This window comes from Pedobacter xixiisoli, assembly GCF_900215335.1.
Lineage (GTDB): Bacteria > Bacteroidota > Bacteroidia > Sphingobacteriales > Sphingobacteriaceae > Pedobacter > Pedobacter xixiisoli.
Window position 1 is genome coordinate 824780 of the sequence record NZ_OCMT01000002.1, and the last position, 11814, is coordinate 836593.

Sequence of the window (11814 nt, forward strand, 5' to 3'; positions counted from 1 at the left end):
ATAAAGATGATTATTTGCCGATAACGTCGTTAATGGCTTGTTGTTCCTTTAAATCATCTACATTATTTTTATTACCGAATTTTTCGGTTTTGTTAGCGAAATAATCCAAAATTACAACAATAGAATCCAAATTATCTGCTACCCTTTGGTGCATATCAGGTAAATCTTGCTCTAGTTTTTTATCACCAAGTTCGATATTATCTACTTCAATTTTTCCTATTTTTTGTATGATAGCTTGTTGTGAATGCTGCAAATCTTCGAGCTCTCTCACTATCTTCTCCATTAGTTCGAATTTCTTTAAAGTTTCCATAAAATATGTTTTTATTAATTGATAAACTTACTCTTACAACCAACGTTATCGAAGTTTGTTTGATTTTATTGATAAAATATTTGGATTCAAAACATATAACTAATAATTTAGTTATATGAAAACTCTATTGATCTTTTTGCTTTTTTTAATCACCAACAAACTTTGTTTTGCTCAAGATAATTTAGACAAAGAAAAGCTTTTGGAGTTCTACCAAACCCAACGTTATGCTGAAGCAGCAAACTATTTGAGTACAATTTATCCAGCCGAAACGAGCGATATCAAGGCCTTAACACAAATTGCTTACTGTAATATGATGGCAGGCAAATTAGTAGATGCAGAAAAGGGCTACCAAAAAATTAATGAATTACAACCAAAACAAATTCCAATACTTTTTAGCTTGGCGAATATTAACTCTAGAAGAGGAAATAAAAGGGTTGCAGGTGATTACCTGCAGCAGATCATCATTTTAGACAGTACAAATTTTAATGCTTACAAGCGCTTGGCAGACTATACTGATAGCGTTGAATTGAAATTAAAACATCTTCAAAAAGCAAACAAACTTAATTCTACAGAGGCTGATGTAGCCTTTGACCTAGCTCTTGTTTACCGTGACCAAAAGCGGTACCAACCAGCCTATGATGTACTCAAAATTGCCATTGCGGCTGATACCAGTAACATGATTTTACAGCAGGCGCTGCTCCCAATGGCTAATCAACTGAAAAAATATAATGAGGTAATTATTACAGGAGAAAAACTTTTGAAAAGTGGTGCAGATGGAAACGTTGTTTTGGATGTTGGGAAAGCATATTTCTTCCTAAAAAACTATAAGAAAGCGCTTGGCCTCTTTCAAATGTTAGAACGGATGTCGATGCAAAGCGAAAGTGTTTTTTATTATATCTCGCTGTGTTTTAGAGAAATGAAGAATTATGAAAAGGCCGTAAAGTACGCCATGCTTACTATTGACGAGAGCATTTCCCCAAATATATCTGCCTATTATAATTTATTAGGTGGCATTTATGATGAAAAACAACAATTGAATTTAGCTGCTAGTGCCTATAAAAAAGGATTGAGCTACAATACTAACAAGAACATCTATTATCGCTTAGGGTTATTGTATGATTTGAAATTGAAGCAACCTAAAGCTGCAATAAATTATTACAGTTTGTTCTTAAAAAGTAAGGATTTAGAAGCCGATGACCAACCGCAGATAGATTATGTAAAGGTTAAATTGGCCGAATTGAAGAAGTAACTATAATGAGCTTTTAACTAGTGTGATAATATTGAATAGTTGTTTAATTATCCAAGAATGGATTACAAATCCATAGTTAATGAAATCGGGATTGCAAATCCCGACTAGCAACCACCTAAAAGCTACTTCAAATCTTCAAAAACTGGTTTTACATCAGTCCAAAATTCATCTAAAGCGATGATTCGTGGTTTTAGAAATGTGATGATATCTGGCCATTGCTGCTGATTATAGACACTGACATTTGGCAGCACCATTTCTATTCTGGCTACTTGTTTATCATAGCTATTGGTAACAGAGGGAATCCAATCCCATTGCTCATTAAGCGTATTTTCCAGCATTAACTTAAATTCTTGGAATTGCTCGAAAAACAACTCACGAATACCTTCATCTGGATGTGCAATTTCGATAGCAATATTAGCCTGCTTTTTTTCTGCGTCCATTCGGAAGAAAATATTTTTAACGCCAGTTTTGTAGTTTACCCAATTTACAGGCAAACCTTCGGCACCAAGAATTGGCTTCATATACTGGCCAAAGCTAATCCAAAATTGTTGTCGTAACCTTGCGGCTTCTTCTTTGCTAAACATCTGTTTTAATGAAGAATTGTTAATGTTTAATGATTAATTCTTTAGAAAGCAATGACTGGGAAATAGTTAATAGCAGCACTGTGCTCGGTTAATTAAACCCGATTGGAGCGGGAAGCTCCCGATTTTATCGGGACTAAAGTGAAAAGCGGGGCTGCAGTTGCCAAAAAAACAGTTCCGTTCTTTTCCAAAATTAATTCCTTCCCATTAGCCTAGCTACGTATTTACCAATGATATCGAATTCCAGATTAACGGTATCTCCAACTTTTACATCCTGCAAATTGGTATGCTCATGAGTGTAGGGAATGATGAAAACCGAAAACCCATCATCTGCAGAATTTACCACAGTTAAACTGATCCCGTTAACACAAGCAGAACCTTTTTCTACGGTTACATTACCTTTGGAAGCATCGTATTTAAATCTGTATTCCCAACTGCCGTCTAGCTCATTTACCAAAACGCAGGTGGCCGTTTGGTCAACATGACCTTGTACAATATGTCCATCTAAACGGGCATTCATTTGCATGCAACGTTCTAAATTCACCTTTGCTCCAACTACTAAATGTCCTAAATTGGTTTTTTGCAAAGTTTCGTCGATAGCGGTTACCGTGTGTGTGTGTTCATCGAGTTTAACTACCGTTAAGCAAACGCCATTGTGCGCTACGCTTTGGTCTATTTTTAGCTCGTTGCTGATAGTTGATGCGATGGTAAAATGAATGTTATCGCCTTCTTTTTGTATATTTTGGACAGTGCCTAAAGTTTCAATTATTCCTGTAAACATTGGATAAGTTAAAAGTAAAAAGGCAAAAGTAAAAAGTTGTTTGCAAACGCCTTAAAACTTAAAACGTATTACCTAAAACTTATTACCTAAACCCATATAAGTTTTTAAAAAAAAGTAAAAAGTTAAAAATGCAGCATGCGTACAGTTTTTAATTTTGAATTTTAATTTTTGCCTTAATAATCTCGTCTATTCTGCACCCAGTTGCTTTTTTGCGTTGCCACTGAAGCTGATTGTTGTGCAGTTGTTTTTTGCTCTTGCAATAACAAAACAGCTGCGATTGCCGCAATCATGGCTTCCTGTTCATCCTCATTTTTTAGGCTTTCGGTATTGAAATATTTACCTACAAAATGCGTATCGAAATTGCCAGAAACAAAGGCTGGATGCTGCATTACAAATTTACCAAAGTTCAAGGTAGTTTGTATGCCCGTAATGTCATATTCTTCTATAGCTCTAATCATCCTTTCAATCGCCTCAGTACGGTCTTTACCGTAGGTGATGAGTTTGGCAATCATCGGGTCGTAATAAATAGGGATTTCCATGCCTTGCTCAAAACCATCATCTACACGTACACCATAACCTTTTGGAGTTTGATAGGTTTGCAAGGTACCTATATCTGGCAGGAAATTATTCAAAGGGTCTTCGGCATACACACGTAATTCCATGGCATGACCGCTAATTTTCAAATCTTCCTGTTTGTAGCTTAACGCCTCGCCACGAGCTATTTTGATTTGTTCTTTTACTAAATCTAAACCAGTAATCATCTCCGTAACGGGATGTTCTACCTGTAAGCGGGTATTCATTTCGAGGAAGAAGAAATCGAGATTTTCATCTAGAATAAACTCGACCGTACCAGCACCTACATAGCCCACTGAGCGAGCAACATCTACTGCACACTTACCCATTTTCTCGCGAATTTCTGGAGTAAGTACCGATGATGGCGCTTCTTCTACCACTTTCTGGTGTCGACGCTGAACTGAGCATTCTCTTTCGAAAAGGTGAACGATATTGCCGTGAGTGTCGCCCAAAACCTGTATTTCGATGTGACGAGGAGAGGTGACATAACGTTCGATAAACACAGAACCGTCGCCAAATGCCGAAGTGGCTTCACTTACTGCCAACTGCATCTGTTCTTCGAAATCTTCTACTTTTTCTACGATACGCATTCCCTTGCCACCGCCGCCGGCCGCTGCTTTAATGAGGATTGGAAAACCTACTTCTACCGCTCTACTTTTAGCTTCTTCTACATTGGTAATGGCTTCTTCCGTTCCTGGCACCATTGGTATATTGTATTTCAACGCTGCTGCCTTTGCCGAAAGTTTATTCCCCATAATCTCCATCGCTTCGGGAGTTGGCCCTATCAAAATCAAACCTGAATTTTTTACTTCTTGCGCAAAAGCGGGATTTTCGGACAAGAAACCATACCCTGGATGAATGGCTTCCGCCCCTGTTAGTTGACAAGCTTCGATAATTTTGCTGCCAACCAAATATGATTGATTGGATGGTGCAGGTCCGATAAAAACTGCTTCGTCGGCATAACGAACATGTAGCGCATTTCTATCTGCTTCGGAAAACACAGCTACCGTTTTAATACCCATTTCTTTTGCCGAACGCATAATACGTAAGGCAATCTCACCACGATTTGCAATCAATATTTTATTCATATCTGATACTTGGTTACCGTTTACAAGATGTAGATTTTATTGCGAAATGACAAATTTTTGGATTAAGGATTAAAGATTAAGGATTAAGGATTAAGGATTAAGGATTAAGGATTAAGGATTAAGGATTAAGGAAAATTGCTTTATTGATAAATTGTTTTATTGTTTTCGATTTTTCTTAACTTACTACCTAATTTTTTCGGACTTTCGGACTTTCGGACTTTCGGACTTTCGGACTTTCGGACTTTCGGACTTTCGGACTTTCGGACTGAACACTGAACACTGAACACTGATACCTAGTACCTGACTACTAATACCTGACCCCTAAAAAAATGCAACTAAGTTTAAACGTACCTGCCCTTTTCTTTCCCGCCATTAGCTTAATTATGTTGGCATACACCAATCGTTTTTTGGCTTTAGCTAGTTTAGTGAGAAGTTTAAAATCTAAATACGAACAAACCGATAAAAACACAGGATTACATAAACAAATCCAGAATTTGCGCTATCGACTAAGGTTGATTAAAAATATGCAGGCTTTTGGCGTGCTGAGCTTTGCTTGTTGTTTGTTCTGCATGCTTTTCATCTATTTAGGTAAAGAAGTTACTGCGGAAATATTCTTCGGCTTAAGCTTATTTTTCTTTATGGTTTCTTTATTGATTTCCCTGCTAGAAATACAGTTAAGTACCAAAGCGCTGGAACTTGAATTAAGTTCTATAGAAGGAATTGAGGATGATTCTATTGTTTCAAAAATTAAGAAGAAGTTTGAGCACTAGATTTAAGTTAAAAGCAAAAAGTTGCCAACGCTTTACCGGCATGAGAATCAACTCCAGCCTAAGCAAAGACCATTAATAACCTAAATTCGGCCTCCTATTTTTCGGACAGCAGAAGTTCGCCTCAGCAAGAACTTTAATAGAAAAATAGGCAGCCTAGATTTTTGCTTCTTTTCATCAATGGAAAAGAAGATGCCTTCGCGGCAAAGAGCGAAACACTAAATCTCTAACTTCCCAATTACCTCAATAGTCTGGTCTATCATAGCCGACGAAACATCTAAATGTGTCACCAAACGGATAGTCTTTGCAGAAGTAGTGTTACATAAAATTCCTTTTTTATCCAAGGCTCTTACTAGCTCTTCTGCCTTATACCTGCTAACAACATCAAACAAGACAATATTAGTTTCGGCTGGCATTACACTTTCTACGTAATTTGCTTGCGCTAATGCATGTGCTAAAGCTTTAGCATGCTGATGATCTTCAGCCAATCTATCTACATGATGATCTAATGCATAGATACCCGCAGCAGCCAAGAAACCCGCTTGTCGCATTCCACCGCCCAACACTTTCCTCAACCTACGAGCTTGGTTAATCATAGCTGTAGAACCCAATAATACCGAACCCACAGGCGCTCCTAAGCCCTTCGACAGGCAAATAGAAATTCCATCAAAAAAATGGCCGTAAGGAGCCGCTTTATCACCCGTAGCCACTAAAGCATTAAAAAGCCTAGCGCCATCCAAATGAAGCTTCAAGCCTTTAATTGCACAAAGATTATGTACGGCTTCTATCTGGTCTAAGCTGTAGCATTTGCCTCCACCTTTGTTTACGGTATTTTCTAGCACTACCAAGCTTGTTTTCGGATAGTGTATGTTGTCTTCGTTAATTTCTGGCTCTATTAACTCGGGCGTTAAAATTCCTCTTTCGCCATAAAGCAACCTCACCGAAGCCATCGAATTATAAGCAATACCACCACCCTCATAACGATAAACATGTGCAGTTTGGTCACAAATGACTTCATCTAGCGGCTGCGTAAAGCACTTAATAGCGATTTGGTTAGTCATCGTTCCCGAAGGACAGAACAAACCCGCCTCCATATGGAACATGCTTGCCAACTTTGTTTCGAGGGAATGTACAGTTTCATCTTCCCCATACACATCATCGCCAACCTTAGCGTTCATCATCGCATCTAGCATTCCTGCTGTAGGCTTGGTTACGGTATCACTTCTAAAGTCAATTTTTTGTTCCATTCGTTGATGGTTTTATGGTTGATAGTTAATAGCTTTCAGTTTAATAATTCTTCAAGGGCAGTTCCAATTTTTTCTAAAACAAACCGATGAACTAATGAACTATTAAGTCAATCATTTAGAAAGCAAATATGGCATATTCAAGATGGTAAAAATCTTTTTAATGAAAAAATTACATTTTAATTCTCAATTATTTTTCCACTGCTTTATTTTGATTTATCTACCGCTTTAAAATAAAAAAACGGCCTTTAATAGTGTAAAAAATACACTTTATTAAAAAACCGCTTCAGTTATTCGCAATCAAACGTTTGAACAGCCTTAACATTAACTAATAAAAAACTTAATATTAATTTTTTATTTCCAATAAAGGCTGATATATTGCTAAACTTTTTTACAAATTATACAACTTAACAAACCAAAAAAATGATACTTATTGCAGATGGTGGATCTACTAAAACCAACTGGTGCTTAATCAACGAAGCCGGAAGGAAAATCCATTTTAACACCGAGGGTTACAACCCTTATTTTGCAAAGCAAGATTACATTGAAAACTCATTAAGAACCACTTTGCCTGACAGCTTAGACGCATCTAAACTGGAAGAAGTTTACTACTATGGCGCAGGTTGTTCTACAGATGGCAACAAAAAAATTGTATCAGATGCGATGCAAAAAGTTTTTGTAAATGCTAAAATCAATGTAGACCATGATTTGTTAGCTTCTTGTCGTGCACTTTTGGGTGACGAGCCTGGCTTTGCTGCTATCTTAGGCACAGGAACCAATACTTGCTTATACGATGGCGAAGGCATTACCTTAAACATCGATTCGCTAGGTTATTTCTTGGGCGACGAAGGTAGCGGTAGCTTTATTGGCAAACGTTTATTGGCCGATTACATGAAAGGCTTTATGCCGAAAGGATTAAGCGAAAGCTTCTTCAACATCTACGGATTAAGCAACGAAGATATTTTCGACAACATCTACAATAAACCATTACCAAACCGTTTCTGTGCAAGTTTCAGTAAGTTTTTGTATGATTTCAAAACTACTTACCAAGAATATGCTGAAGATGTAGTAGATACTGCATTTACTGCTTTCTTCGAGAAATTGGTAAAACACTACCCTAACTATAACAAACATTTGTTAAACGTTGTAGGTTCGGTTGGTTACAGTTTTAGAGATAGATTAAGCGTAGTTGCTGATAAATATGAAATGGGCGTTGGAAAAATCATCCGTTCTCCAATAGATGATTTAGTAGAATACCACTTGAGCAAAAGATAATCCGTAAAAGGATTTAAGCATACCAAAGTCCCGACATTAAGTTGGGACTTTTTTTTGTGATAAACATTTCCTCTCCCCTATTGAGACTAAAGCCAATTTCTTATATTAGCTGGAAATAGTAAAAACGATGAATTTCCACACCCGTAAATGGATTAAGCCCGAAGACTTAAACCCAAATGGTAGCCTTTTTGGAGGCAGCTTGTTAAAATGGATTGACGAAGAAGCTGCAATTTATGCCATGTGCCAATTAGAAGCGCCAAGGGTAGTTACCAAACTGATTTCCGAAATCAACTTTGTATCATCAGGAAAACTGGGAGACATTGTAGAAATGGGAATGACTGCGTCTGAGTTTGGAAGAACATCTATTACGCTAAAGTGTGAGGTAAGGAATAAGATTACAAAAAAGGCAATTTTAACTATTGATAAAATGGTTTTCGTAAATGTGAATGAACGTAGTGAACCTATTCCTCATGGTAAAAGCAAAATCAGGAAGATGGATGAGAAGTTGGAGAATATGGGTTAGTTCAACACCAGTATTCCTTTAGAACTTTCGTCATTGCCAGCTCGACTGGCAATCGTAATGCGTTAAGAAATTGACATATAAATTTCGCTTTACGATTCCCGTTTTCACGGTAATGACGCATTACAAAGAGAACTAGGTTAAAGTCTCCAATTCCTCCAACAACGCTTTCGCATCTAAATCAAAGGAATTAATAACCACTTTCGATTGTCGATAAAATACGTTTCTTTCCTCCAATTTATCAATAATGAACGCTAGCAGCTGTTCATCGTCCATACCTTTTATCAAAGGACGTTTTTCTCGGTTATGTAAACGCGATACCAATTGTGGCGGTGTCATTTCCAAATAAACAGTGACGCCGTTTTCATTCATCCATTCCATATTATCTAAAAAGCAGGGCAAACCACCACCTGTAGCTACCACACAAGTTTCAGGATAATCGAAAGATTTAAGCATTTCATTCTCCAACTGACGGAAAGCTCCTTCGCCATTGGCAGCAAAATAATCAGCGATACTCATCTCCTGCTGCTCTACAATAACCGCATCAATATCAATTACTGGGCATTCCAATAAATTAGCTAATTGTTTTGCTTTGGTGCTTTTACCGCAACCCATAAATCCTACTAGGAAAACTATCATGTTTAGATTAATTGTTTGAATTGGTTAACTGGTTAATCGTCGTTACGATACGCAATTTAATGATTATACGCAAAAGGTTTAACTTTTCAAAACAGCTTTTTTCAAAGCATTTAGCTTGTTTGCTATTTCGTCCAGCTTTAATCTAAAATATTCGTATTCTTCCTCGGTAATGAATTCTAAATCAAATGCACCTATAATATGATTTACCGTTTCAATTGAACTCGCATACGACATCGTAATAAAATGCGCTTTGTCTTTGGTAGTAATTCTAGCTGAGCCTTCCGCTAAACAATCTCCAATACTACTTGCCGAACGTTTCAACTGACTAGTTAGTCCAAATAATTCTTCTTTAGGAAACTTCTTTGTGAGGAGATAAATTTCTTTTCTAAATACTCTGGCCTTTTGCCAAGTTTCTAGTTTTTCAAAAGAGTAGATATGCATATAGGTTATTTGTTTAAACTGTTTATTTGGATAACTGTTTACCTATGCAATTTAACAAATTAGCAATTAATACAATTAAGCACCCTGCAAATCATCAGTTAACCAGTTTAAACAAATAATCGATTAACCATACTCTTAAGCTAACTTCACTCTTGGGTCAATCCAAGCATAAAGCAAATCTACCAAGATATTTACCACCACAAAAACAAAGGCGATAAACAATATTGAGCCCATTACTACTGGAAAATCAGACATTTCTAAAGCATAAACCGTGGTACGTCCTAATCCGTTGTAACCAAAAATATATTCTACAAAGAATGAACCTGCCAATAGAGAAGCAAACCATCCAGAAATAGCAGTAATCACTGGATTTAAAGCATTCTTTAAAGCGTGTTTATAGATAATCGTTTTACGAGATAAGCCTTTAGCCCTTGCTGTACGAATGTAATCTTGAGATAGCACATCCAACATGGCACTACGGGTTAGTTGCACAATAATCGCTAGCGGACGAAGCCCTAAAGTAATCATCGGTAACCATAGATTTCTCAAAGTCATTACTTCGCCTTCAAATGGGTCGTAGCTAAATAAACTGCCACTCATATTTAGTCCTGTGTAATCTGACAATACAAATCCGAAGAACCAAGCAATGATAATTCCTGCGAAAAAAGCAGGTGCCGATATACCCAAGATCGCAAACATATTAGCCGCTTTGTCAATCCAAGTACCTCTGTAAACAGCAGAAAGCACGCCTAAAAATACACCGATAATGGTTGCAAAAATCATTGCAGTTAATGCTAAAACAAAAGTATTAGGTACGGTTTCGGATAAAATAGTAGTTACATCTCGTTTAGTTTGGTATGAACGACGCAAATAAGGTTTTTTTAATACCCATGCATCAGCTCCTATCTTAAACAACTTAACGTAGCTGTATTTCTCTTGGTTTTCTGGCGTATTTTCGTGAACACTAATGGGCGACAAATCGTTCACATACAGGAAAAACTGTACAGGTTTAGATTTATCCAAGCCAAACTCCTTACGTACGGCTTCTAAAGATTGTACATCAGAACGTTGTCCCATGGTCATTCTTGCGGGGTCGCCAGGTAAAATGTTAAACAGCACAAAAACTACCGCAACTACACCAGCCATCACAGCTAATCCATATAACAACTTTCTAAGTGCGTAGATTCCCATTTACTTAGCGAAATATTTTTCTGTGAACTCCTCAAACGAAGGCAGCGAATGATAATGCCACTTATTCACGATAGTACCGTTTTTAAGCAGCAAAACGCCTGGATTAGCCCTAACCATACTTTTTAAAGGTACAGCATCAGCATAAAAAACTTCCATGAATAACTTCATTTTCTTGCTAAACTTTTCCGCGTCTTGGGCAGAGTTGGAAGTCAACAATACAGTACGAATATTAAACTGTTCAGCAGCATTGAGTGCTAAAGCATTAGCTTCTGCAATAGCATTTTCGTTAGTTTCGCTGAGGTTGTAAGCCACCACCACCAAACTATAGTAAGGATTTTCTACAATTTCTTTGGTATAATCTGTTCCCGAAGCATCGGTAATCATCAAATCTTTGATTTTCACGTCGTAGCCCTTTTTTACGAGTTCACGAGATGGCGAGCCTATCACTTCCCAATTTTCATCTTTCCAAACCTCTTTGCTCATGTAATCTTTATCACTCATGGTTTGAGTTTCACCAGTTTTTTTGTTTTTTAGGTCGTACATGATGAGGTATTCATCAACTGGTGCTCCTTCCGGAATTTTCATGTTCTCCGGAATATTAGAACCCACTTTGTAGGGAAGAAAATCGATGATGGGCAAAAAATTATACGTGAAGGTACCAAACAGCAATGATGCTGCAAATACCGCTGCAAACAAACTACTTTGTACCGCTGGCTTTTCCGTAATTGGTTTAATGAGCGTTCTATTGATGTAAATATAAACAATCAGCAGTAGCAACACTACATCCTTACTAAACGATTGCCAAGGGGTTAGCGGAATAGCATCTCCAAAACAACCGCAAGAGGTAACCACCTTAAAGGCTGCAGAAACGAAGGTTAAAAAAGTAAAGAAGATGATGGTTGCCAACAATCCTTTCACTACGAAATTTCTGAAAATCCCTAACAATAAAAGTGCACCAAATACAATTTCGAGTACACAAAGCAGCACAGCAATTCCAGTTGCCCAGCCGTTTAAGAAACTGATATGGAAAACTTCGAAATACTCTTGTAGTTTGTAGCCAAAACCTAGCGGGTCATTCGCCTTAATTAATCCCGAAAATATGAACAGGATACCTACAAACCATTTGGAAAACTGAAAAAGTGCTTTTTTCATCAT

The 11814-nt window shown here is 37.3% G+C and carries 13 protein-coding genes; 4 read left to right on the top strand and 9 right to left on the bottom strand.

Features of this window, described 5'->3' with window-relative positions; genetic code table 11:
- Nucleotides 1–10: 10 nt before the first annotated feature.
- Nucleotides 11–310, bottom strand: coding sequence for a hypothetical protein (locus tag CRO54_RS09760; RefSeq protein WP_097131447.1), 300 nt, complete (start codon nucleotides 308–310; stop codon nucleotides 11–13).
- A 115-nt stretch (nucleotides 311–425) separates the two neighbouring features.
- Here CRO54_RS09760 and CRO54_RS09765 point away from each other — a divergent pair, with 115 nt between their 5' ends.
- Nucleotides 426–1559 carry a tetratricopeptide repeat protein gene (locus CRO54_RS09765; protein WP_097131450.1) on the top strand — a complete coding sequence of 378 codons (1134 nt, stop codon included), beginning with the start codon at nucleotides 426–428 and terminating at the stop codon, nucleotides 1557–1559.
- Between the two features lie 122 nt (nucleotides 1560–1681).
- On the opposite strand, the gene CRO54_RS09770 is transcribed toward CRO54_RS09765, so the two are convergent.
- The 3 genes from CRO54_RS09770 to accC form a co-directional block, all read right to left on the bottom strand.
- Nucleotides 1682–2143 carry a DUF4268 domain-containing protein gene (locus tag CRO54_RS09770; RefSeq protein WP_097131452.1) on the bottom strand — a complete coding sequence of 154 codons (462 nt, stop codon included), beginning with the start codon at nucleotides 2141–2143 and terminating at the stop codon, nucleotides 1682–1684.
- Nucleotides 2144–2333: 190 nt separating this feature from the next.
- Nucleotides 2334–2921 carry a riboflavin synthase gene (locus tag CRO54_RS09775; RefSeq protein ID WP_097131453.1) on the bottom strand — a complete coding sequence of 196 codons (588 nt, stop codon included), beginning with the start codon at nucleotides 2919–2921 and terminating at the stop codon, nucleotides 2334–2336.
- Between the two features lie 173 nt (nucleotides 2922–3094).
- Nucleotides 3095–4582, bottom strand: a complete 1488-nt coding sequence (gene accC / locus CRO54_RS09780; RefSeq protein WP_097131455.1) for an acetyl-CoA carboxylase biotin carboxylase subunit — start codon at nucleotides 4580–4582, stop codon at nucleotides 3095–3097.
- Nucleotides 4583–4911: 329 nt separating this feature from the next.
- On the opposite strand from accC, the gene CRO54_RS09785 reads away from it, so the two are divergent.
- Nucleotides 4912–5352, top strand: coding sequence for a DUF2721 domain-containing protein (locus CRO54_RS09785; protein ID WP_097131457.1), 441 nt, complete (start codon nucleotides 4912–4914; stop codon nucleotides 5350–5352).
- 215 nt (nucleotides 5353–5567) lie between these two features.
- On the opposite strand, the gene CRO54_RS09790 is transcribed toward CRO54_RS09785, so the two are convergent.
- Nucleotides 5568–6596 (bottom strand): threonine aldolase family protein, encoded by a 1029-nt coding sequence (locus tag CRO54_RS09790; protein WP_097131459.1) that lies wholly within the window; start codon nucleotides 6594–6596, stop codon nucleotides 5568–5570.
- 420 nt (nucleotides 6597–7016) lie between these two features.
- Here CRO54_RS09790 and CRO54_RS09795 point away from each other — a divergent pair, with 420 nt between their 5' ends.
- Both CRO54_RS09795 and CRO54_RS09800 read left to right on the top strand, forming a co-directional pair.
- Nucleotides 7017–7868, top strand: a complete 852-nt coding sequence (locus CRO54_RS09795) for a BadF/BadG/BcrA/BcrD ATPase family protein (RefSeq protein ID WP_097131461.1) — start codon at nucleotides 7017–7019, stop codon at nucleotides 7866–7868.
- A 127-nt stretch (nucleotides 7869–7995) separates the two neighbouring features.
- Entirely contained in the window at nucleotides 7996–8391 is a 396-nt protein-coding gene (locus tag CRO54_RS09800) for an acyl-CoA thioesterase (protein WP_097131463.1), read from the top strand.
- A 132-nt stretch (nucleotides 8392–8523) separates the two neighbouring features.
- Here CRO54_RS09800 and CRO54_RS09805 read toward each other — a convergent pair whose 3' ends face one another.
- The 4 genes from CRO54_RS09805 to CRO54_RS09820 form a co-directional block, all read right to left on the bottom strand.
- Nucleotides 8524–9027 carry a shikimate kinase gene (locus CRO54_RS09805; RefSeq protein ID WP_097131466.1) on the bottom strand — a complete coding sequence of 168 codons (504 nt, stop codon included), beginning with the start codon at nucleotides 9025–9027 and terminating at the stop codon, nucleotides 8524–8526.
- A 78-nt stretch (nucleotides 9028–9105) separates the two neighbouring features.
- The gene (locus CRO54_RS09810) at nucleotides 9106–9468 is read right to left on the bottom strand and encodes a four helix bundle protein (RefSeq protein WP_097131468.1); all 363 of its coding nucleotides are present in this window, start codon (nucleotides 9466–9468) and stop codon (nucleotides 9106–9108) included.
- A gap of 135 nt (nucleotides 9469–9603) precedes the next feature.
- Nucleotides 9604–10659, bottom strand: coding sequence for an ABC transporter permease (locus CRO54_RS09815; RefSeq protein WP_097131470.1), 1056 nt, complete (start codon nucleotides 10657–10659; stop codon nucleotides 9604–9606).
- Nucleotides 10660–11811 carry a BT_3928 family protein gene (locus CRO54_RS09820; RefSeq protein WP_097131473.1) on the bottom strand — a complete coding sequence of 384 codons (1152 nt, stop codon included), beginning with the start codon at nucleotides 11809–11811 and terminating at the stop codon, nucleotides 10660–10662. It abuts the gene before it with no gap.
- Nucleotides 11812–11814: the final 3 nt, after the last annotated feature.

Coding starts and splice junctions, on each gene's coding strand:
- CRO54_RS09760 (WP_097131447.1), bottom strand. CDS start 310: ATGGAAACTTTAAAGAAATTCGAACTAATGGAGAAGATAGTGAGAGAG.
- CRO54_RS09765 (WP_097131450.1), top strand. CDS start 426: ATGAAAACTCTATTGATCTTTTTGCTTTTTTTAATCACCAACAAACTT.
- CRO54_RS09770 (WP_097131452.1), bottom strand. CDS start 2,143: ATGTTTAGCAAAGAAGAAGCCGCAAGGTTACGACAACAATTTTGGATT.
- CRO54_RS09775 (WP_097131453.1), bottom strand. CDS start 2,921: ATGTTTACAGGAATAATTGAAACTTTAGGCACTGTCCAAAATATACAA.
- accC (WP_097131455.1), bottom strand. CDS start 4,582: ATGAATAAAATATTGATTGCAAATCGTGGTGAGATTGCCTTACGTATT.
- CRO54_RS09785 (WP_097131457.1), top strand. CDS start 4,912: ATGCAACTAAGTTTAAACGTACCTGCCCTTTTCTTTCCCGCCATTAGC.
- CRO54_RS09790 (WP_097131459.1), bottom strand. CDS start 6,596: ATGGAACAAAAAATTGACTTTAGAAGTGATACCGTAACCAAGCCTACA.
- CRO54_RS09795 (WP_097131461.1), top strand. CDS start 7,017: ATGATACTTATTGCAGATGGTGGATCTACTAAAACCAACTGGTGCTTA.
- CRO54_RS09800 (WP_097131463.1), top strand. CDS start 7,996: ATGAATTTCCACACCCGTAAATGGATTAAGCCCGAAGACTTAAACCCA.
- CRO54_RS09805 (WP_097131466.1), bottom strand. CDS start 9,027: ATGATAGTTTTCCTAGTAGGATTTATGGGTTGCGGTAAAAGCACCAAA.
- CRO54_RS09810 (WP_097131468.1), bottom strand. CDS start 9,468: ATGCATATCTACTCTTTTGAAAAACTAGAAACTTGGCAAAAGGCCAGA.
- CRO54_RS09815 (WP_097131470.1), bottom strand. CDS start 10,659: ATGGGAATCTACGCACTTAGAAAGTTGTTATATGGATTAGCTGTGATG.
- CRO54_RS09820 (WP_097131473.1), bottom strand. CDS start 11,811: ATGAAAAAAGCACTTTTTCAGTTTTCCAAATGGTTTGTAGGTATCCTG.